Here is a 23,159-nt window from a genome sequence, read left to right as displayed (position 1 = left end):
ATGATCAAATAACAAGATTTGAATTTTCATATTATTTCCCTCTTTTCTACTATTTGCTTTTCCTTGAATTTACAACCCAATTGTCTTTCTGATACCTTTTAATTGAATATCTCTCATCGTCGATGCCACTTCTCTTACGTCAATGCTATCTTTATTAGCGGACCAATACTGAAATGTTTTAATTAAAATAACATACAAATATTCTTTCACTAAATCTTCACGTACTTTGGATACATGATGAAGCTCACCTAAATTGATAAACCTTTTGCCTATTTCATTCTTTATTTTCATTTCAAAACTTGAGTCTCCATTATGCCCTAATAAAAGTCGTATTGTTTCTGAATATGGCTCTAATACTTCAAACAATTGTTGAAATACTTCAACATTCAACATATCTTCTTTCGCAAATTGTTGATCTATCTTTTGACGTTCTTCGTATAAATGCGTCAAAATCTCTTCTATCTCTGATAGCAAAATTATATTTATCATCATAATATCTATAAAATGTACTTCTTGTGATCTCCGCTAATCATACTATTCTATAAATGTCAATAACTCATGTATTAATTTTAATATTTATACTGCCGATTAATAGATAATATAACTATTTTATTCTAACCAAAGATGTTTGGTTTAGCATATTATGTAATAATTAATAAGATTAAAAATTTTTTTACTAAACAACTATGGATATACCAAAGCAACTGAATTTACTGATTTATTATTGCTCTCTTCTAAAAGTTTTTATCGTTTAATAAATGAAATTTTAAAAGATCTATTAATAAGCTCCCCAAAACCAACGACTGTGTACCAAATTATTAATAAATTCTATATTAGTGAAAGTATGTTATCCGTAGATGAAAAAATGATTATAGAAACGATCCAGCCATTTAACCTAAAACTGATTCGCAAAGATCGTACCTTGGTAATTTCTGGAGAAGAATCTGATATCAGAAGTGCATTAATGCAAAGTATGGATACTATATTTTTAGATATTGAAAAATCAGATAGTATACCCAAAATATAGAAGAAAAAGATAAAATTTTGTTTATCACCAAATAAGTACGATTGAAAAAACGCTCAATGTTAGCATACCGTACCCATACAATATTAATATCTTTTCACACTTATATATTTTAATATCACGCTTTAGAAAGCACGAAAAACCCGAAGTAAAAAAACATAAAAATTGCACCCCTTAAAGTTGGAATTTTAGTCCGACTTTAGGGAGTGCATATCATTTGAATTCAACGAAAGTGTTTTTTATTGTTATGACTTATATTCAACTATATAAAAATATTAGATTTAACTAATTGAACTTTTTATTTGTATCTCGACCACCTTCTATTGCTTCGTCGAGATATTCTATATTAGATTCTAAGTTAATAACGCTGTAGTATGGTTTAGATTTAATACGCTCTTTATCACCAATAATATAAAATTCTTTTTTAGCTCTTGTTACAGCAACGTTTAATAAATTTGGTTTTGCACATGACCAATTGACTGCACCATCTTGATTATTGTCAGTACCTATTACAAAATAAACTTTCTTTGCTTCTTTACCCTGGAATGTATGTACAGTTCCAATTGAATTTTTGATCCAGTCACTTACTTTTTTAGTATCATCGCTTACAGTTTGAATCAATTCTCTTCTTGCTAATAATTGAATTTGTTTTTTTACTTCAGTAAATGGTGAAATGACATAAACGCTTGGTTCATTCTCTCCATTTTCTATACTTTGTTTCCAATCGTTTTTAAGTAGTGCTATGACTTTATCCCCTTGTTCTTTTACGAATTGCCTCTGTACAGAATTACCTTTAACATCATACCATCCAGTTTTACCTATATCGGTAATAGTTTTAGGTAAGACCATTTTATTATCATAGGCAATTTGATTGGCGATAGTAAACATTGGCTTTAAACATCTTCTATGTACCCATAATGGAATTCCAATCCAGTGTTTTTTAGCATCATCATCCGTCTGGGTTTTCCAATATCCATATTTATTTGCAAAGTCAGCTACGGTTTGAACAGAAGATTCTTTTGAAAGTAAGCGTTCATGAATATTATAGCCTTTTCTAATATTAGCTATTAAATTATCTTCCATTGTTACTACTGGCTCTATTTGAATAGGATCTCCAACTGCAATCACTCTCTTAGAACGATATAATGCACCGACTGCTGCTTGTGGTAGGGCTTGTCCGGCTTCATCTATAAACAAGTAATCAATAAAATCTTTAGGCAAACCTCTATACATTGATGCAAAACTTGCAAATGTTGTACTCACTACAGGAAAAATAAGATGCATCACATTCCATGCATTAGTCACTCGAATCGGCGCTGAATCAAGATATGAATTACGAGCTTTAAAGTCTTGCATAGCATAATAAACTGGACCATTATTGGCAATTAATATCAGTTTTTGGAGTTCCATTGCTTTTAAAAATAATAATCCACGATGATATTGTAATTCATTAGAATTCCACAGGTTTTCTACCTGACGTTTTTCATATTTATTTTTGTTCCAAAAATCAGAATCAGGAAATGTCACATTAGAATCACTTTTATATTGATTATACTCTGTCAATTTAATATTACACTCATTTATTTTTTCTTCGTTATTCTTTATCTTTTGCTCAAAATCTTTATTATTATTACTTATCTCTTTTATACATTTTTGTAAATCATTTATTTTCGTATGGTAAGACTTTTTTTCTTCTAATAATTTTATTTTATCTTCTTTACACTTATCTAGATTATTAGTAGTAGTTTGGTTTAACCAAGACTTCATTTTCTTAAATATATTATTGGGGTTATATGTTTGAATCATTTCATCAATTGTTTCAATTTGTTGCTCTATATATTGAAAATTATTTTTTACATCCTCTAATTCACTGTTTTTGCTTGATAAATCATTACGGTTTTGATTTAAACTTTCTTTCAACATTTCTATTTCTGATTCTAATTCTTTTTCTTTATTTAATAATTTTTCATTTTCTTTGTATTTATTATATGCTTCAACTGATAGTTCTTTTAATTCTTTCACTTTTTTGAGTTCTTTACCAAAATCTTTCGTACAATCTCTCCATTTTTTCATAAGTTGTTTATAACTAAGACTATTTTTTTCATTTTGCAACAACTTCACAAATGAAGCGTGCGGATCGTCAAATTTTGAATCACTATTATTTGAACCATTATTAAAAATTTGATTCATTACTTTATTAATATTGTCACCTTTTCCAAACACACCTGAAAATAATCCCCACGCTGGCTCTCCTATTAATCGAGATGCAATCGTGCTAAAGCTTTTCAATTCATCGATCGCTTTATTATAAGATAGTTCATAATCTGGAAACACTTTACCTTCATGATCGCGAGCTACTTCTTCCATTTTTGGTAAATCTTTAGATATGTTTTCTACAGCACCATTATTACTTGATGCAACTACCATTTTAAATTTAGAAAATTCCTCTTTTAACACTTTAATAGGAGAAGTATCTGTTTCATGTATTTTAAAATTTTCAAATGCATCTCGTGGTTCATCCAAAGCTGCAAAGGCTTTAGCACGCTCAACAACCAAGTGTGCAAAGATATCCTTTAATAAAGTCGTTTTCCCTGTTCCTGGAGGGCCATTTACTGTACTAATATGTTCTTTACTACTTGTTATTTGGTTTACAGCTAATTGTTGCATTAAATATAATTTATGTTCAATTTGAGATGGCCAACGACCGTCTGGTAAGTTTGCCGGGTGTAAAAACTCATCGAATATTTCTTTATTCTCATCTACTTCAATACGCTTTTCACCATTTATACCTTCAATATAAGCTTTCAAAGTTTGATTAGGGTCTTTACGAGCTCTTTCTATATCACCAATAAAGAAACTATTAAAATTAGGGTCTGGAGATTCACTATTTTTAACATATTCAATCACAAAATAATGTTTGAATATGCCATTTGTTTCAGAAATAAGTACAGCAAAAAAGTCACGATATGTTGCATCCAATCGCTTAAGTTTATCTTTGTTAATAGGCTCATCTGCAATAATTTCGTTAAATCTTTGTTGAAATTTACGTTTAGAGTCATTAAATATTTGTTCTATATTTGCGCTCTTATTATTTCTGATTTCTTTAAGTGCACTCATAATCATGGGAATATGTAGACTGTCTGTTATTACTTTTCCATTTTCATCAGTTTGGAATGTATAGCCATAACAACGCTTTTCATTTGGGTTGAAAACTTCTGTGTTATCGTTAAAAATATTTTGAATTTCTTTATCAATTTCTTTATAGTAAAAGCAATTTCTATATAAACGAAATATTCTTTTACCGTATTTTTGAGATTGCTCTGCAATTGTATATCGTTCGTCATTCCATATATCATAATAATCATCAAAGCTTTGTAATTGCTTTTGTTGTTCATTATTTTGAAAATTACTTTTAGGTAAAGTGCTTCCCTTGTCGTATTTAACTTCACCAGGTTGTAAAGATTCTACAAGTAACCATGCTGATAAAGTATCATTAACTAAATTCGCCATTTTATCTCACCCTTATTTAATTAAGTTCATCACCTTATTTTAGCAATATTCTGAAAAAATTCATAATGACTATAAATATTAATAATATTCTATTAAGTTAATCAAACAATTAAAATTTCTATAAATTCTTACTTTGATAATAATTTAGTCTATCTTTCAGAAATTTCACATCAGATTTTAAATCTAATTCATGCATTTTCCTGTGACAATTAGGGTCTAAAGCAACAGCATTATCGATGCTATCTTTCCCACCGTTGGCTAGCCAATCTACATGATGACATTCAAGATATGCTCTCCCATTTCGATCCTTAAACGGAGCTGGTTTATTACATAAATCACAATAGCCATTAGACCTATTTTTAACATGTGCAGCCACATGGATATTTCTGGCATATACTTTAGTAACCGCTTCTTTTCTTCCCACTTGTTTCACCTTTATAGCACGTTCATAGATATCATTGTCACTGAGTTTATTTATTAGATTCGCCTGTTCTCTATACTTTTCATCCGAAATATTTCCTGGGATATAATATTCACTGTTATTAAAAGTTAGCGGGAAGACCCAAACCATTCTATCATTTTGCTCTGTAGTATATGGTTTATCATACAACCTCACTTCTCCACGAAATATATGTTCGCCCGAAATAAATGATTCAAACAGATATACTTTAATACTTAAATCTTCAGAATGGTTTAAAGTCTTATTTTGACCATGCTCAATATCTTGATCACCTTTTTGACCCATACCTGTATAATGCAATGTTTCATTTCCTTCATCATCTATTACTGTATGATCTCTATAAACATCATTTTTATGGTTCGAGAATAAGACTAGTGTATTAGTTAAATGAGAACGTCGCATTCCTCCCTGCTGCGAACATTTGAATACATCACTAATCGTATTATTGTCATACTTTTTATCAATTATGAGATTATCAATTCCTTCTGTTACCTTTTTATGCCAACGCTTTACTTGTTCTAGATCAAAGAACTCTTCATTCTGCGCTTTAACTATTGGCATTCCGGCTTTCTTCCAATTTCGAAAGGTGCCATCATTTATTTTCAACAATTGCATTAAATCTTTTCTCTTTAATAATTCGCTCATAATATTTTCCACCTTTATCTATATCTATTACTGTAACATTACCATATTGTCAAATTATTATTAGTTTCCTTTTTCATATAAAAAAATGGAAATAACTAAAATCAATAGTTATTTCCATTCAAAACTTTAGTTTTAAGATAAATAATGTACAATTTTTATCTCTGATTCAACAATTTTATCATTATAAAATTCGCTTGAATAGCAACTAAGTCATGTTTTTTGAACTGATAAATCTACTACTATATCTTTTTAAACATGGTAAAAACTTCAGCTAAATTATTTGTGATACGCTTCCCCCTACCAGTGATATTGCTAAAATATTTTAGCATGAAATGTCAGAAAGCTAAATAAATATTAAATCATATTATTGTCTTACATTACCTTATGTTGATACAGTAGCAACAAAACCTCTTATGACTTTGATAGCGATAATGTCTTAAGTATTTTGTGTTTTTCCAATAACAAGATTAATTCACTTCAACATCACCATATTGAAGTATATATGCATAGAATATAAGAGAAATAACCCTATTTGAAAGATATGAATCAATATATATTCTATATAATTAATTATAATTATATAGAAATAAATTATAATTCTAAATAAACAATAAAACAATAAAACAATAATAAAAAATCAACATATCCTTGTGCATACGTTGATTTTTATTATTGAGCTTCCATAAATTCATAAAATAGACAGAATGCATGATTAAGAAAAATAACCTTTTATTATAGAAAAGTTACAAAGTGCTTCAATGTAAAATCTACTTTTCATTTTTAAAACCTAGATTTATGTTTCAAAGTTTTAATATACGCTTCCGTTTCTGTAATAAAATCATCATTATAATTCACTTCATCTATATCCTTTGAATATACTAAGTTTCCATATAATTTATTGAAGATCGATAATTTACCAAATAATTTTAATAGCTTGTTCGGTAATTTAATACTAATACTTTTTTTATTTTGCAATTCTCTCATTTTAAAAATTGCATGATTAGTATTTAAGTAATCATTATTTTGTGGATTAAATATACCTGAACTTTCATTCTCAATAAGTTCATTAATATAAATCTCAAGATTTTCAATATATATACTACTTCTTTGATTATCAATTCGAGGATATAGAGGTGAAATGTTTAGATAGTTTAATCAACTTACTAAAATTACCTGGTGCTGATTCACCATAAATCATTGATGATCTTAAAAGAGCTACCTTAAATTCATTTGATTGAATTTCATCTAACATTTCTTCTGCACGTATTTTTGATAGTCCATATGAAGTTTTTGGTTTAGTTAAAGTTTTTTTACTTATAATAACTTGTTTACCTACTTCGCCATCAAGACCAAATACTGACATAATACTAAAGAATATAAACTGATTTACGCCTTCGCTTTTAGCTTTTTCAGCTATTTCTTTTGTTAGATAGTAATTTACATTCATATAATTTACCATAGTAGCATTTGGGTTATTATTATGTACAATTGCGGCTAAATGTATAATGACGTTATATTTACTAAAATCTAATTCTTTCCACTGATTTCCTCTAACATTAATTTAGTCAACAACATGACCTTGTACCTTTAAACAATCATTTAAACGATTTCTAATATATCCATTCTTACCAGTGATTAAAATTGTTTTTCCCATTAATGTTTCACACCTTCGGATGTTATCGTGTTTCTAATCGTTTTGTATATAATAAACATATCTAAAATGAAAGTTTGGTTTTCAACGTAATATTTATCATATTGAACTTTTTGATCATCTGTAATATCATCTCTACCCATTACTTGTGCTAAGCCCGTTAGTCCAGGTTTTACCGTATGCACACTTTCATTCGTTCTTTTAGCAATCAAATCATATTGATTATATAAAGCTGGTCTAGGACCAACTACAGACATATCACCTTTAATAACATTAAATAATTGAGGTAATTCATCAATTGAAGTTTTTCTAATAAAACGTCCTGATTTAGTAATGTATATATTAGCATCAATTTTATCAGTTGCCACATCTGGTGTTTCAACTTTCATAGATCTAAATTTATAAATATTAAAAATTTTATTATTTATACCAGGTCGTTTTTGTTTAAAAACAATTGGACCTTTAGATTCTAATTTAATAGCTATAGAAACTAAAAATAGGAATGGCGATAAAAATCCTAAAACTACTATGGAAGTAAACAAATCAAAAACTCTTTTCATACACTTACTCTCCTTTTAATTTTTCTAGATAATTAACAACTAACCATCATAAATATAAAATAATAATTCATTTTATAAAAATTCATAAACTTTAACAAAATACATTATTCATTTATCAAATGTGATATAGTTATATTGTACTTAATTAACATATAGGTAGGAATTAAACCATGAAAACATATACGAAATTAATATTCAGTAAAGAAATTTTATTTGTACTTTTTTTATACGCGGGCTTTTATAAATCAGTGGTGCCTTTTAGTGGTGCTATAGATATAACTATTGCTTTATTATTTGCTTCAATTTCGATAACTTTATATGACACAATAAAAGATGGATATCTTTATAAACAATCACTTGTTTCCATAATAATATTTATATTTTTTATAGTTTATATTTTTATAAGTTATTTTTATAGTCCTTCGGCTGATTCTTTAACAAAATCACTTCATTTTTCACTAACATCTGGATGGGCATTTATTGGTTCTTTTTTGATAATAAAATCTAATAATTCCTTTAATAAAGTTTTTAAAGGAATCATAATTTTAGCATTAATATCTTCAATTTTTGGTCTTAAGGAATATTTCAATAATACTATTCATACTCAACTGAATGTATTCGGTTCTGATTATTTAGCATTAGGTAGACTATTAGGTATAAGTATTCTCATATTATTAGCAAATATTTTATTAATCAAACAAAGTATTACTAATAAAATATTCACTTCAATGACAACCTTATTTCTATTATTGATCCTAATAGTATCAGGCGGTAGAGCACCCTTGTTATTTTTAATAATCACTATTTTAATATTTTTATTATTCCAAGTGAATTTGAATAATAAAACATTAAAATATAACAAGCTTTTACCTTCATTTATTGTATTTTTAATTACAGTTGTTTTAATCTTTTTCAAATCAAATTTAGCGATTTTCGAAACTTTTAAGACTCGCTTGCTTTTCCTAACTACCCAATCAGGAGGTGGCGCCTCAGCAAGTGGAAGAATTGATCGTTTTAAAATAGCTTTCGATATGTTTAAAGATAGTCCAATATATGGAAAAGGAATTGATAGTTTTTCAAAGTATTACGGGATGGCAAATGATTATCCTCATAATATCTTTCTAGAAATTGCAGCTGAACTAGGTATCATCGGTATATTAATCTTTTCAATAATATTAATTTATTCATTGTATAATTTGCACTTGAATTTTCAAAAAGATAAACAAAACAAACTACTATATTGGAAGATTTTACTTATATTTATTTATACTTTATTAAATGCTAATATATCAGGTGATATAATAGGCAATAAAATATTATTTGCTTCTTTAGGTTTTATGATAGCATTTTCAAATATATATAGACATAATTTATCAATAAATAAAAATTAATATAATAATAATCTAATTCAATAGTTATCTACTTGAATTAGATTATTTTAATTTTAATCTCTTTTAAATATATCTCGTGTATAAACTTTATTTAATACATCTTCGAGATCCTTTTCATATCGATTAGAAAGTATAATATCAGATGTATTTTTAAATTTTTTTAAATCATGTTCAACTTTTATATTTTCAAATGTATCTTCTTTATAGGTAGGTTCATATATAATTAATTCTGTCTTCTCATTTAAATTGTGCATAATGTCTTGTATAGATGAATATCTAAAATTATCAGAGTTGGTTTTCATAGTTAATCTATATATTCCTACAGTTTTTGGGTTCTTAGACATAATTTGATTAGTTATAAATTTTTTCCTTGTATTATTAGAGTCTACTACTGCGGATATAATATTGTTCGGAATATTTTTATAATTTGCTTTTAATTGCTTCGTATCTTTTGGTAAGCAATAACCACCATATCCAAAGGACGGATTATTATAATGTTCCCCAATTCTAGAATCTAAACTAACACCTTCTATAATATCTTTTGAATTCAAATCATTAATTTCTGCATACATATCGAGCTCATTAAAAAAGGAGACTCTCATTGCTAAATAGGTATTAGAGAATAATTTAATTGCCTCTGCTTCAGTAGAATTAGTAAGAAGAATTTTCGCATTATTATTCAATGCTCCTTTACGAAATAATTCTGCAATTTCTTTACCTTTATCACTTTTTTCACCTACAATTATTCTTGTAGGATATAAATTATCATATAGTGCATTTCCTTCCCTTAAAAATTCTGGAGAAAAAATTATATTTTTCTTATTATATTTTTCTTTTATCTTCTTAGTATACTCAACTGGGACAGTAGATTTTATTATTATAGTTGCATTATCATTCATTTTAATACACTTTTCTATAACTTCTTCAACAGTTGAAGTATCAAAATAATTATTATTTTCATCATAATCGGTCGGCGTAGCAATAATAATATATTCTGCATCTTCCAAAGAGCTTTCTAAATTATTACTAAATCTAATATTCAAACTGTTATAATTCAAAAACTCTTCTATTTTATCATCTTCAATTGGTGATATATTTTTTTCAATAGATTTATTTTATCTCCTAATATATCATAAGCTACAACATTTTCATGTTGAGATAATAATAAAGCGTTCGCTAATCCTACATAACCCATTCCTATTACAGTGATGTTCATTTTTCTTTCCTCATCTCTATTTTATTTAAAAGATTTTCCCATTTATTTATTATAAATTCTTCTGAAAATGGCTTTTCTTTAGAATTCCTATAAGCAGTATCTTTAAGTTGATTATAATCTTCCCGATTTTCGTACAAATAAATTATTTTATCATATAAAAATTTCTCTTTACTTTTATCACTTTTTTTTGAAAATATAGTATTTCTCCTATTATTCCATACAGCTGGGTTCGGTAAATTTTCCTGATTAAAAAACCAATAACTTGGTTCCGTTAAATAACCATTCTTATTCTCTTTAATTAATTCTGGGATAGAATATAGTTTTGTAGTGATAACAGGCGTCCCATATTTCATTGCTTCTAATATTGTTAATCCAAAACTATCTTGTCTAGTTAAGTGAATAAGTACATTAGATTCTATATAGTATTTCTTTAATTCATCATAACTAATACCAAACTCAATAAGATTAATGTTTTCAGAATTATTAATCTTCAACAATATCTTTGGTGGAATGTCATTGCTTGAAGTGATAATATTTAACTCTATATTTTTTATCTTTTTTTCTAATTGAATAAATGTATTTACAACTTCAATTCCACCTTTTGATATAAACCCTTTTCCTTGAGCTATAAAAAGCAAACTGAATTTTTTATTATCATTATGCCGTGTGTCTATTTGCAATTTTTCTTCAGTTATTAATGGATATATTTGTTCAATAATCAGATCATCTCTCTCTATTATTGGTCCATATAATTTAATAAACCCTTCCCTACATGCTTCGGACATACAAATAACTGCTTTTAAGTTCTTATCATTTATTAACTTTGTTAAATTTCTTTTTCCCATTTTAGTTGAGTATCTTTTTAGCTTATAGTGAAATAATGCGGTTGGATTTTCTAAATATATTATATATGGTACATTTGCTTCTAAGAATCTGTTATATGTAGCATATATATCTGCCTTATTGGTTACCGTTTTTATTGTATGAATATAACCTATAATATCTAAAATTGTACTTCTTCCCACTAAAGATAATATCTTCTTTTTCATAGTGAATTTTTCATAACTATTATTTAATGAACTAATCATCCATCCATTAAATTTTGTGTTAAAAAGATGATTGAAAAAACCTCTTGTCTTAGAAACAAATAATACTTTTTTCATTAATTTTTCTCCTTATTTTGTTTTACAAATAAAACAATTAGAACATGCATCAAATATTTTGTTATATTGGCTATTACCAAACTATAAGCAAATCCTTTTAATCCAAAATTGGTACTTAATAATATTGCTAGCATTAAATATACAGTTCCATATACAAATTGAATTATCGTTTGATATGTTATTGGATATTTTTTTAATAGAAAATTATTCAATAAATTTGTTACTATATTAAATAAAATACCAATTGTAATAATGGGAATCAGCTTTTTTGCTTCATCTGCCAAATTTATATAAAGTATATCTACTAAAAAATTGGAAAAAGAATTTATTATAAAATATAATGGAAAAATAAATAATAATGTTATTAGATATAATAAAATTAACCGCCTTCTCTTTATATTCATATCTAAGTTAGTGATATGCGATAACAATACATTATTAATAGGTGTCAAGATCATAATTATTATTTTAGAGATTGCACTAGCAGCAAAATAAATCCCCATACTTGCTGCTCCTAAAATAGGAATAATTAAGAATCTATCAAGGTAATTCAAAAAATTATTAATAAAGTTGGAAAAACTTAATTTTATAAAATCCAAAGTTATTGCTTTATTAAATTTAAACTCATCTTTTGATACATTTATTATTAATGCATTTGTTATAAACATATATATAACAGCGAAAATTTCACCACTTAAAAATATAATACTCCACAAGTCTGTGTGCATATATAATAATAATCCCAGAAAATAACCTAATATTATCAGAATGTTTAATTTTAATATTTTATTATATTGTAACTTCAATCTATAATTGACCATAAAGTAATTTCTATTGTTAGCTAAAAATGTAAATATACAGAATAAAATTAAATTTATCGCACCTATATTTATACTTAGTATATTTATGCTTATTAGTACTAAAATAACTGAAAGCGTGTTTATTATATATATAATTAAATTATATCCCTCTACACTTTGTCTATTTATTAATCTAATATTATTTAACGAATTTCCCAAAAAATTAACTATAAGATTATTCACTCCATAAATTGCAATTAAAGTCCCGAATTCTGTAGTACTGATACCACTAGAAAGAAATGGAAATATTATTAATTGAAGTGACATTGCTAGTAAAGTACTCGATAAAACATTTATTAATACATCTTGTAAAAATTTAATGTAATTTTTGGATTTAATTTTACCTGTCATGGGCTTGTCCTAAATTTTGATAAAGCAGCTTATATTTTCTACCTATATCCTGCCATTCAAATTGTTGAACTTTTAAATATACCTGATCATATCTATATTTTTCCTGAAGAATTTTTTCTATCTTTTCAGAAATATCTAATGTCGATAATGGATTTACAGAGTATCCAACTTCTCCATCATTAAATAACTGATCAAATCCTTCTGACTTAGTATATAGTACTGGGGTATTTTGGCTTAATGCTTCTAAATATGTTAGCCCAAAAGTCTCATGTAATGAAGCCATGGCAAAAATATCTGCTTTACGATATTCTTTGATCAAGGTATTTTTATCCATAAATTCTTTATATTCAACGAATGAATATTTTAGAATCTTTCTTAAAATCTTTTTATCTAAAGATTTACCTATAATTACATATTTAATACTATATCCTCTTTTATTTAATTTATTTATTGCTTTGCATATTTTTAGTTGATTTTTTCTTTTTGAAATATATCCCACAGTTAAAATAGTTTTTGTATTATCATTATATTTTGGTTTGTTATATATGTTTGAAATGAAAAAATCATCAATTCCATTAGTGATTATATTACTTTTACTCTTCAGGTTAATATTAAACAGTTTTTCAGTCCTTGTTAAATAACTCTTAGATAAAAAAACAATTCCTTTAGAATTTTTTATTATATTTCTCGCTATAAAATATAAATCCTTTCTATATTTATAAAAATAATTAATATCTGTTGATCTAACAGTAACAATATAAGGAATGTTGTATTTTTTATTCAATATATATGCTTGATAACCATCTGTATATAATGTGTGGGCATGGATAATTGAAAATTCATTTAGTTTATAATATCTTTCTATTTCATTTATACATTTTTTTTGTTTAGTATAGTATAAATATCTATCAATTCCATTATATAATTCTAGGCTATGAACAAATGCTTGATTATTATTGTAAGTATATCCGTTCTTGCGTGGATAAAATACTTCAGATTCATTATTTTCATTGATTGATTTTATGAAATTTTGAAAAAATGCATCACCAAATATTGAACATAAATGTAAGGTTTTCATAGAATTTTACTCCTAATCATTTTATAAATTGTTTTTACACTCCAATATATAATTAAAGAAATCGTTTTAACTATAGATAAGTTTTCATAATTTCTATAAACTAAATAATGATATTTTATCAAATCTAATTTTTTGGATGACAAACTATTTGAATGCAGCCTATGATAAGATAAAACTTCTTCTAAGGTATGTACTTTCTTTGCTTTTTTAATTACCTTTAACCATAGTGCATAATCATTTCTTTTTTTTATTAAGGGCACCGTGAATTTCCCTAGTTTTTTTACGTTAATGATTGCAGTTGAATTACCTATATTATTTTTTAAAATTTGATTATAATTCAATGAATATTTTGGTTTAATTACTGTGGGTAAAACACTATTTTCACTATCCATTTTTCCGTAATAAGTACATGTGAAATTATAATCATTTTTATTCATAAAGTTAATTTGCTTCTCAAGTTTTTGAGGTAACCATTCATCATCACTATCTAAAAATGCCATATATTCTCCACGTGCATTGTTAATTCCAATATTTCTAGCATTGGCCACACCATTATTGATTTTTAAATTTATTAATTTAATATTACTATAGATATCAGAATATTTTGTTGCAATTTCCTTTGAGGAGTCTACTGATTTATCATTAATAATTAGAATTTCCCAATTTTCATAAGTTTGATTTATCACTGATAAAATAGATTTTTCAATATAATCTTCATTATTGTAAAGCGGCATTATCACACTTACTAATCCATTTTGCATTTTTCTTCTCCCGTTTTATTATTATTGACAAAAAAGATTATTTCATCTCGAACACTCTCGTTTATAAGAAAATCATCGATTTTATTATATAATTCTTCTTTTTCTATCTTTTGAACTTTCCCTCTATAAATCTTTTCGTACACTTGTTCTGGATGAATTTCATCCTTATTTAATAGTTCTTCAAACAATTTTTCACCAGATCTAATGCCACTGAACTCTATCCCGATATCTTCTTCTTTATAACCACTTAATCTAATAAGATTTTTGGCTAAGTCAACTATTTTCACAGGTTTACCCATATCTAATACAAATATTTCCCCACCTGTTGCTAATGCGCCCGCTTGTAAGACCAGTCTTGATGCTTCTGGTATCGTCATAAAGTACCTTGTCATACCTGGGTGAGTCACTGTTACCGGACCGCCCGCTTCTATTTGCTTTTTGAATAGCGGTATTACAGACCCTCTTGAACCAAGCACGTTTCCGAATCGTACTGCTACGAAGTCTGTCTTACTTGTTTCATTGTTCATACTTTGTATGACCATTTCTGCTACTCGTTTAGAAGCGCCCATGACGTTTGGTGGGTTTACTGCTTTATCTGTTGATACCATTACAAATTTACTTACTTCTGCTAATTTAGCTGCTTCTGCTGTATTTCTTGTTCCTAAAACATTATTCTTAATTGCTTCTTGTGGATTGTACTCCATTAGTGGTACGTGTTTATGTGCTGCTGCATGATAAACAACGTATGGTTTATAAGCTTGCATGACTTTTTTCATACGCTCTTTATCTTGAACGTCTGCAATAATGGGTATGACTTCTATTTCTTCTTTATATAGTCCAATAAGTTCTTGATGAATGTGATATATACTATTCTCTCCATGACCAAGTAGCATGATTCTATCTGGTGTGAACTTACATACTTGTCTACATATTTCAGAACCGATTGATCCACCTGCTCCTGTTACAAGTATCGTTTTGTGTGTTAATTCTTTTGAAATGGATGCCATATCTAGCTCTACTGGATCCCTTCCTAGTAAATCTTCAACCTCTACTTTTTTCAATTTATTAACTTCAATTTCGCCTGACATAACATTTTCTATGTTAGGCATTTTAAATACTTCTACATTCGTACCTTCACACAACTTATTGATTTCTCTTAATCTCTGTTGTGAAAGTGTCGGAATGGCAATGATGATTTTTTTAATATTAAATTTCTTTACTAATTCTGGTATATCTTTAATGCAACCTTGAACTTTAACGCCAGATGCGATAGACATTTTTTGTTTATTAGAATCATCATCTACTACTAGAACTGGTTCCATTCCCATATATGGTGTATTCATCATTTGACGAATAAGCAATGAACCACCTCTACCACCACCTACTATAAGAGTTGGTTTCTTTTTACCTTCTTTACTAATAAATGTCTTTCTATATATTCTCCAAGACAACCTGGATCCACCGATTAACAATAAGTGCATCATCCAAGTTATAAAATACAGTCGTAAAAAAGGTGCTTGTTGTGTAAATATTGGAACAATTATCCCTGTAGCAACGATGGAACTTGTAACCGATTTAACGATTAATATTAATTCACTAACACTCGCATATTCCCAAGCTCTATGATACAAATCAAAGATTTGAGCGAATACATGATGCGATATAAGCAAGATGAGTGATGATAAAATCAACACGTTAATTGAGTAGCCTTTAAAAAAGGGTTCTAAGATGTAATATCCTAAAAACACTGAAAAAGTTACAATTATTGAGTCTATGAACAACAACATCATAAATCTTTGCTTAATTGATATATATTTCAATTCTCATTCCCCGATTTCTTTAATTAAAATAGACCAAAAAATTTATTCCTCTTAAATTCAATGGGTCTTCCCGTAACCACACTCTTGTCTTGAATCATTGCCTCATTATTATCTAGTAACATGCTTATAACAGATTCAATATTTTTTAATTTAGGCGTACTAAACAAAGCATCCAAACTAAATGGTCTACTTTCTGAATGATGTGCATCTGATGCAACAAAATGCACTAAATTGTGTTCTAAAATTTGTATAGATAATTTTTGTATATTTTTACCAAGCTCACCTGTTAAAGATGAAGCAGTGATTTGACTTAACGCACCATTGTTTATTAATTCATAAAGTAAATTAATATTTTTGGCAATTGCTTTATTACGCTCTGGATGCGCTATTATCGGAACAAAACCTTTAGTTTGAATTTCATAAAGAAGATTCTTGGTGTAGTGAGGTACTGAATTAGAAGGTAATTCTATTAGAAGATATTTAGATCCGTTAATGCCTTTAACTTTATGTTGCTCTAAATCATCCAATATTTGGTCAGTTATCCTGATTTCTTGACCAGCATATAATTGGATTTCTAAGTCTTTGATTTGTTGATTATGTTGTAACTTATTAATTCCCCATTCTACATCAGCAAATATATTGTCATATTTAGGGTGTAAATGATGCGGTGTAACAACGATTCCTGTTATACCTTGCTTTTTAGCTTGTTCTAATAAACTAATTGTTTCTTCTACTGATTGCGGACCATCATCTACACCAATTAATAAATGATTATGAACATCTATCATTACGATTCTTCTCCATAGTAATAATAAGAACTTGACGATTTATCTAATTGAGCTTTGTTTAATACAGCACCTAGAATTTTAGTCCCAGATTTCTCTAATAAATTTTTACCTTTTTTAACTGATTCTTTGTTATTGGTTTCAACATCTATAATATAGACTGCATTTTTAGTTAATTCACCAAATAATTGTGCATCCGTTACTGTATTAACTGGTGGTGTATCAATAAGAATGAAATCATATCGTTGTTTAAGTTCTTCAAATAAATCCATCATATTAGACGAACCAATTAATTCAGATGGGTTTGGTGGTATTGGTCCTGAAGTTAAAACATCTAAATTTAAAACCTCAGTACTATAAACAGCATCTTCAAAAGTACTTTTATTGATGATTACATTGGACAACCCTTTAATATTATTTTTATTAAATATATAATGTTGGGTTGGCTTTCTCATATCTCCATCAATTAACAATGTTTTAAAACCTGCTTGCGCATAAGTTACTGCTATATTTGCTGATACTGTTGATTTACCTGAAGATGGTTTATCAGATGCAATTAATAATGTCTGTATCTCAGCATCTGCAGTGGAAAATAAAATATTCGATCTAATTCCTCTGAATTTTTCACTTACGACTGCTTTAGGTTTTTTATGAGTAATTAATGTCGTTATTTCTGTATCTATTTTCTTAGCCATATAATTAATCCCCTTTTAATAATCAAATCTTTGTATAACTCCTAATACTGGTAAATCCAATAATTCTTCTACATCTTCTTCTGTTTTTATTCTCTTATCTAAGATTTCTTTCAAGAATATTATAATAAGTGCGACAATTAAGCCTAAAAAAACACCGACTACTGCGTTAATAAGTGGTTTAGGTGAATCTTTACTTCCATAATAATCTGCTTTAGAAAGAATAGAAACATTATCTACATTCATAATTTTATTAACATCTTTACTAAAGACGTTTGCTATTTCATTAGCAACTTTACCTGCTGCTTCACGACTTTCATTTTCAACAGCTATGTTTAAAATTTGTGATTCTGCTTGATTGCTAACTGTAAGCATGCCTGCAATTTCTTCACTAGAATACTTACCTTTTAAATTTTTAGATACTTTGTCTAATATTCTTGGACTCTTAATAATTTCTGAGTATGTATTGACTAGTTGTAAGTCTGATTGCACTTGTTGAGCCATCATTTGGCTGTCTGTTTCTTTTTGGTTAACAAGTACTTGTGTAGAAGAAGAATATTTAGGTGTGATAAATAAGAATGTCATCATCATACTTAAAACAAGAAACACTATCGGTAAAATTATTAAATACTTCATGTTTTTCTTTAATATTGCAAATAGTTTATTTAAATCAATTGTTTCTTCCATAATAACCTCCGAAATTTTACTTATGCACAATTTTGATTATACCCCTTTTTTGTAAGTTTTCAAATGAACTTACAAAATAAAAATTATTAATTACGTTTAAAAAATCAATAAATTTTTTAAATATGGAATAATAGAAGCCCCTTATTTAAGGTAGAAATTTATTAATAGATTTAAGGGATAATGTTTGAATAAGCACTATTTCATTTGGTAAATGCCCACTCAATTTTATATTTCGAATTTATATTATTAGTGATGATAATCTTTCTATCATTTTTTTCCTAACATACTCGATATTTGTTCTAGCTTCTTAGCAGAAGAAAAAGTCCCATATATTAAAACTGTATCCATTTTATGTCTCCCTATACTTTTTTATTTATTTATGGATTTAATAAATTCTGTAATTTCTTTTTTCATATAATCATCTTTTAAAGCAAATTGTATTGTGGTTTTAACAAAACCTATTTTTTCACCTACATCATAACGTTCACCTTCAAAATTATAAGCGTATACACAATCTTCAGAATTTAAATGTTCAATTGCATCTGTTAATTGTATTTCGCCACCTCTGCCAATTTCTTGACGCTCTAAATAATCAAATATATCTGGTTTTAGTACGTAGCGTCCCATTATAGCTAAATTGGAAGGGGCAGTCCCAATTTCTGGTTTTTCTACAAATTTATTTACACTAAACAACTCATTGTACGATTCTTCAGGATCAACAATACCGTATCTATGTGTTTCAATTTCATTTACTTGTTGTACTCCTATAATTGATTTACCTGTCGTTTCATACTGGTTCATCAATTGTTTTATGGCTGGAGTATCTGCTTGTACAATGTCATCTCCTAATAAAACAGCAAAAGGTTCATTCCCTATAAATTGTCTAGCGGTCCATATAGCATGACCTAAACCTTTTTGTTCTTTTTGTCTTACATAAAACATATTTGCTAAGTTGCTTGAGTATTTTACTGATTGAAGTAAATCAGATTTACCTTTTTCTTCCAGAATCATTTCCAATTCTTTTTGATTGTCAAAATGATCTTCGATTGCTCTTTTATGCTTGCCTGTAACTATAATAATATCTTCAATTCCCGCTGCTACTGCTTCTTCTACTATATATTGGATAGTAGGTTTATCTAAAATAGGTAACATTTCTTTAGGCATCGCCTTAGTTGCTGGTAAAAATCTTGTACCTAGCCCCGCCGCTGGTATTATTGCCTTTTTAATTTTCATAATTTATTTCCTCCCTTTATCATTTAAAATCACTTATAAAAAGCCTCAAATTTTTATAAATAGATCTTATGCTTAATAATCAATAAAAACTTTCTTAAATATTATACTTGAATAAAAAGACATCTTTTTTAGTATAACAAAATTTAATAGAAAACATATAGTGACATTTAATACATTTTGAATTTCTTTTAATAATAAAATAATATAAAAATGAACTCTATTTACATGAATCTTTGTATCGAGATTACATCTTTAAAATATCCAAATTAAGATTTCTCTGTTTATAACTTATTTAACAGATTAGAGAAAAATTGAATGATAGATTGAATAATTTCCACAATACCGTCCCATAGGCGTTGAAGAAGATTTCTATTTTCTTCTGTATTCAAATCTTTGGCTTTATCCTTCCCTTTATTCAATAAATCATCTGAGTTTTTTTCAATATTTTTTAATACATCTTTAGCATTTTGTTTAAATGCTTTAGGATCGGAAGTTAAGGCATTAGAGTTTGCCACATTCACCATATTATTATTAATCATTTGAATTTGATTATTTGATAATATTTCTGATAAACCACGTTCATCGAGGACTTTATTAACAGTGTCTTCAACTTGTTGTTGTGTAATTTGTTTATCTTGATTTTGTTTAATATCTGCAAGTTGTTCTTTAATATCTGCTATAGAAGCATTTAAAGCTTCATCTGAATACCCATCTTTACCTTTATTTTCTTCCGAAATTGTACCTAAATCATTCATTTCTTGGTTTGAATTTTGAATATCTTCAGTATTAGATCGTTACCTTTTTCTTCATAAGCTTTATAAATACCTGCTAAAGCACCTTCACCCGTTACTGGTTCTACAGAAGCTATATGTATTTCTGCATTTTTAATTCCTGCCGTAATTGCAGCATTTTGATATTGTTCAGATGTCACTTTTGTAATGTTATCTGGTGTATCAATTTTCACATCAACACCCTTACCCCATTTTTTATGTTCAATTGTTGCACTTGAATAAATATAACTTAGATTACTGCTGTTTGGGATATAATTACTCACATCATTGACGTTAACATTATAAGTTTCATAGTTATCATCAACGCCTAGATCATTCTCAGTTTGTTGTAAATCTTGCCCTTCTAAGTCAGCGCCTTTAATAAAAACAGGTTCATCCCAATCTTCTTTATTTTCAGCTGCTTTAACAACACCTGAAGCTGATAACAACAATGTAGCTACTGCTAAACTAGTTATTGTTTTTTTCATTTTCAAATACACCATCCCTTAAAATGTTTCATATATTTATATTAATCGTATCCAATAACACATTTTTGGATTGTTTCAATCATTTCTGAATCAGCCTGTGTCATATCATATTTATAAATTTGGTTGAATCTTGGATTATAAATACCAATGTAACGTATATTCTCAAAGGTAGGATTTTGAGATGCCTTACCCATTAAATAATATATCACTAATTGAAGCGTACTGTTTTTCTGTGGTAGTTGTTTTGAAACTTTAAAATCCCACAAAGTATCTTCAGTTAGAAAGTCGCCATCTCCAGTATCAATAATGCTTGTATAACCACCCTCAAATGTGAAACCATCCATTTTAACTTCACCAATTTGATTAAAAAATGAAAGACTTCTGTTTATAAGTGATTTTATATTATTAATTGTGTCTTGATCTGGAATTTTAAATTCTTTAGGCATGCTTCCTGCTCTATATACCATATCGTAATTTACCAATTGACATGCTTTAATAATAGATAGATCATCATTATCATTAATATCTTTTAACAATGATTCGGCTGTTTGTAATTCCCCAGCTAATTTTGCGCCAGTTAACGATATGGCAAATGATTTTTCTTTGTCTTGATTTATAACCATACGAGTAAGGTAGTCTACGACTAAACCAATTGTTTGAGGTGCTATATTTTCATATTTTGTATCTATAAGTGTTTCTGGTTCTAGTTGCTTAACTTCAAATGATTTTCTGTTTAAATACCCACCACGGGGTTGTTTAATTTGTGAAATTCTTTGTGTAACACTAACCAATTAAAGACTCCTTTTGATAATAATATTTTTATATTTATGAAGCGTTTGAAGTTTCTTTGTCATTTTCTGAGCTTTTTGATTCTACATCTTGAGATTGTTCATTTTCATAGTTGTTACCATCAGTATTTTCATCATTGTTTTGGTTATTATTTTCTTGTGCTGCATCTGGATTTTGCTTATCTTCGCTAGATGGTTGTTCTATTTGTTGATTTGGATCCTCACGTTCCTCATTTTGCGAAGCTTCCTCGTTACTATTTTCTTGCTGTTCTTCATTATTTTGTTTTTGATTGGATTCATCATTATTTGTTTCAATGTTCTCTCGGTTTTGGTCAACTTTTGCATCTTTTTTCGTTGATTGTTTACTATTATCACTTGTTTGATTATTCTCTTTTTCATTTTGAGACTGGTTGTTATTTGATGTTGATTGATTTGACTCATTGTCATATCCTTGTTCTTTTTGCCAATAATTACCTACGATGTTTGAAAGTTCTTTATATTTTTGTTCTGGAACATCAGAAGTAGCAGTTTCAAACTCAGGCATTCCTTTTTTGTATACGTAAGTATTGTAAAAATCAGTAGTTGAATTATAGATATCTTTGTCTATATAACCATTTTCAGCTTTTATAGGTCCATCTGGAGAGGTAATAGCACCACCCGTTTTGATAATTTTCCCTGTATTTTTATCTATAATTGCGTGGTGCTTGACGGATTCGTTTATCCCACCAAAAGGTGTTTCAATAAAAATTTCATCATTATTACTTTTATCTTTATTGTAAATCAGTTCATCTTTATTTTGAGTGAAATTGAGTATGTCTTCGGAGTTAAAAGCGATAGATTTTGCTTCATCAATTGTTATAGTTCTGCTATTTTGGCTATTTGCTTCATTTGTTGCTTCTGCAGCATTAGACTCACCTTGAGATTGATTCTTTGTATTTTGATTGTTTTCTGCTACTTCATCATTTGATTGCTTTTCAGTTTCATCTGATTTTTTATCCCTTTCTTGTGTTTGATCATTGTCTTTTTTATTATTATTGTCTGTATTTTGACCACAAGCACTTAAAATAATAAAAGAAGACAAACCTAACATCCCTAATTTTCTAAATTTCATTAATACATCTCCCTTATATAAAACTCACTTTCCATGCTATCAAAAAATAAAGCGTTATCAAATACAATAAAACAAAAATATACTATACTTAATAATATCAATATAAAAACATTGC

At 27.7% G+C, this 23,159-nt stretch carries 19 protein-coding genes and 2 pseudogenes; 2 read left to right on the top strand and 19 right to left on the bottom strand.

Features of this window, described 5'->3' with window-relative positions; translation table 11 throughout:
* Window positions 1-69: 69 nt before the first annotated feature.
* Entirely contained in the window at window positions 70-489 is a 420-nt protein-coding gene (locus tag SSP_RS00385; RefSeq protein ID WP_231844705.1) for a TetR-like C-terminal domain-containing protein, read from the bottom strand.
* 235 nt (window positions 490-724) lie between these two features.
* Here SSP_RS00385 and SSP_RS13250 point away from each other — a divergent pair, with 235 nt between their 5' ends.
* Window positions 725-1,027 carry a helix-turn-helix domain-containing protein gene (locus tag SSP_RS13250; protein WP_142921408.1) on the top strand — a complete coding sequence of 101 codons (303 nt, stop codon included), beginning with the start codon at window positions 725-727 and terminating at the stop codon, window positions 1,025-1,027.
* 282 nt (window positions 1,028-1,309) lie between these two features.
* Here SSP_RS13250 and SSP_RS00375 read toward each other — a convergent pair whose 3' ends face one another.
* The 5 genes from SSP_RS00375 to SSP_RS00360 all read right to left on the bottom strand — a co-directional run bounded on the left by SSP_RS00375 (window position 1,310) and on the right by SSP_RS00360 (window position 7,850).
* Window positions 1,310-4,534, bottom strand: coding sequence for a DEAD/DEAH box helicase (locus SSP_RS00375; protein WP_011302075.1), 3,225 nt, complete (start codon window positions 4,532-4,534; stop codon window positions 1,310-1,312).
* A gap of 118 nt (window positions 4,535-4,652) precedes the next feature.
* Window positions 4,653-5,639 (bottom strand): HNH endonuclease signature motif containing protein, encoded by a 987-nt coding sequence (locus SSP_RS00370; protein WP_011302074.1) that lies wholly within the window; start codon window positions 5,637-5,639, stop codon window positions 4,653-4,655.
* A gap of 780 nt (window positions 5,640-6,419) precedes the next feature.
* A complete protein-coding gene (locus SSP_RS12695; RefSeq protein WP_011302073.1) occupies window positions 6,420-6,623 on the bottom strand; it encodes a capsular polysaccharide synthesis protein in 204 nt (67 codons plus the stop codon).
* Between the two features lie 130 nt (window positions 6,624-6,753).
* Window positions 6,754-7,200: an NAD-dependent epimerase/dehydratase family protein gene (locus SSP_RS12690; RefSeq protein WP_077461014.1), complete on the bottom strand. Its 447-nt coding sequence runs from the start codon at window positions 7,198-7,200 to the stop codon at window positions 6,754-6,756.
* A 92-nt stretch (window positions 7,201-7,292) separates the two neighbouring features.
* Window positions 7,293-7,850, bottom strand: a complete 558-nt coding sequence (locus tag SSP_RS00360) for a sugar transferase (RefSeq protein ID WP_011302071.1) — start codon at window positions 7,848-7,850, stop codon at window positions 7,293-7,295.
* Window positions 7,851-8,020: 170 nt separating this feature from the next.
* On the opposite strand from SSP_RS00360, the gene SSP_RS00350 reads away from it, so the two are divergent.
* Window positions 8,021-9,241, top strand: coding sequence for an O-antigen ligase family protein (locus tag SSP_RS00350; protein ID WP_011302070.1), 1,221 nt, complete (start codon window positions 8,021-8,023; stop codon window positions 9,239-9,241).
* A 53-nt stretch (window positions 9,242-9,294) separates the two neighbouring features.
* Here the strand turns inward: SSP_RS00350 and SSP_RS00345 are convergent.
* The 13 genes and pseudogenes from SSP_RS00345 to SSP_RS00280 all read right to left on the bottom strand — a co-directional run bounded on the left by SSP_RS00345 (window position 9,295) and on the right by SSP_RS00280 (window position 23,044).
* Window positions 9,295-10,457 (bottom strand): annotated as a pseudogene (locus tag SSP_RS00345) (nucleotide sugar dehydrogenase).
* Window positions 10,454-11,620, bottom strand: coding sequence for a glycosyltransferase family 4 protein (locus tag SSP_RS00340; RefSeq protein WP_011302068.1), 1,167 nt, complete (start codon window positions 11,618-11,620; stop codon window positions 10,454-10,456). The pseudogene SSP_RS00345 and the gene SSP_RS00340 overlap by 4 nt, the downstream one beginning before the upstream one ends.
* The gene (locus SSP_RS00335; RefSeq protein ID WP_011302067.1) at window positions 11,620-12,831 is read right to left on the bottom strand and encodes a lipopolysaccharide biosynthesis protein; all 1,212 of its coding nucleotides are present in this window, start codon (window positions 12,829-12,831) and stop codon (window positions 11,620-11,622) included. Before SSP_RS00335 ends, SSP_RS00340 begins: the two co-directional genes overlap by 1 nt.
* Window positions 12,821-13,909: a glycosyltransferase family 4 protein gene (locus SSP_RS00330; RefSeq protein WP_011302066.1), complete on the bottom strand. Its 1,089-nt coding sequence runs from the start codon at window positions 13,907-13,909 to the stop codon at window positions 12,821-12,823. Before SSP_RS00330 ends, SSP_RS00335 begins: the two co-directional genes overlap by 11 nt.
* A complete protein-coding gene (locus tag SSP_RS00325) occupies window positions 13,906-14,670 on the bottom strand; it encodes a glycosyltransferase family 2 protein (protein ID WP_011302065.1) in 765 nt (254 codons plus the stop codon). Before SSP_RS00325 ends, SSP_RS00330 begins: the two co-directional genes overlap by 4 nt.
* A complete protein-coding gene (locus SSP_RS00320) occupies window positions 14,655-16,460 on the bottom strand; it encodes a polysaccharide biosynthesis protein (RefSeq protein WP_370445201.1) in 1,806 nt (601 codons plus the stop codon). The genes SSP_RS00325 and SSP_RS00320 overlap by 16 nt, the downstream gene beginning before the upstream one ends.
* 53 nt (window positions 16,461-16,513) lie before the next feature.
* Window positions 16,514-17,278: a tyrosine-protein phosphatase gene (locus tag SSP_RS00315; protein WP_011302063.1), complete on the bottom strand. Its 765-nt coding sequence runs from the start codon at window positions 17,276-17,278 to the stop codon at window positions 16,514-16,516.
* On the bottom strand, window positions 17,278-17,970 hold the full coding sequence (locus SSP_RS00310) for a polysaccharide biosynthesis tyrosine autokinase (RefSeq protein ID WP_011302062.1): 693 nt from the start codon (window positions 17,968-17,970) through the stop codon (window positions 17,278-17,280). Before SSP_RS00310 ends, SSP_RS00315 begins: the two co-directional genes overlap by 1 nt.
* A 15-nt stretch (window positions 17,971-17,985) precedes the next feature.
* Window positions 17,986-18,654 (bottom strand): Wzz/FepE/Etk N-terminal domain-containing protein, encoded by a 669-nt coding sequence (locus tag SSP_RS00305; protein ID WP_011302061.1) that lies wholly within the window; start codon window positions 18,652-18,654, stop codon window positions 17,986-17,988.
* A gap of 369 nt (window positions 18,655-19,023) precedes the next feature.
* On the bottom strand, window positions 19,024-19,887 hold the full coding sequence (gene galU, locus SSP_RS00300; protein ID WP_011302060.1) for a UTP--glucose-1-phosphate uridylyltransferase GalU: 864 nt from the start codon (window positions 19,885-19,887) through the stop codon (window positions 19,024-19,026).
* A 281-nt stretch (window positions 19,888-20,168) separates the two neighbouring features.
* Window positions 20,169-21,145 (bottom strand): annotated as a pseudogene (locus SSP_RS00295) (DUF1002 domain-containing protein).
* Between the two features lie 41 nt (window positions 21,146-21,186).
* On the bottom strand, window positions 21,187-21,936 hold the full coding sequence (locus SSP_RS00285; protein WP_011302057.1) for a hypothetical protein: 750 nt from the start codon (window positions 21,934-21,936) through the stop codon (window positions 21,187-21,189).
* Between the two features lie 34 nt (window positions 21,937-21,970).
* A complete protein-coding gene (locus tag SSP_RS00280) occupies window positions 21,971-23,044 on the bottom strand; it encodes a hypothetical protein (RefSeq protein ID WP_011302056.1) in 1,074 nt (357 codons plus the stop codon).
* Window positions 23,045-23,159 lie beyond the last annotated feature (115 nt).

The organism is Staphylococcus saprophyticus subsp. saprophyticus ATCC 15305 = NCTC 7292 (assembly GCF_000010125.1).
Taxonomy (GTDB): Bacteria; Bacillota; Bacilli; order Staphylococcales; family Staphylococcaceae; genus Staphylococcus; species Staphylococcus saprophyticus.
This window is presented reverse-complemented; position numbering and strand designations above follow the sequence as displayed.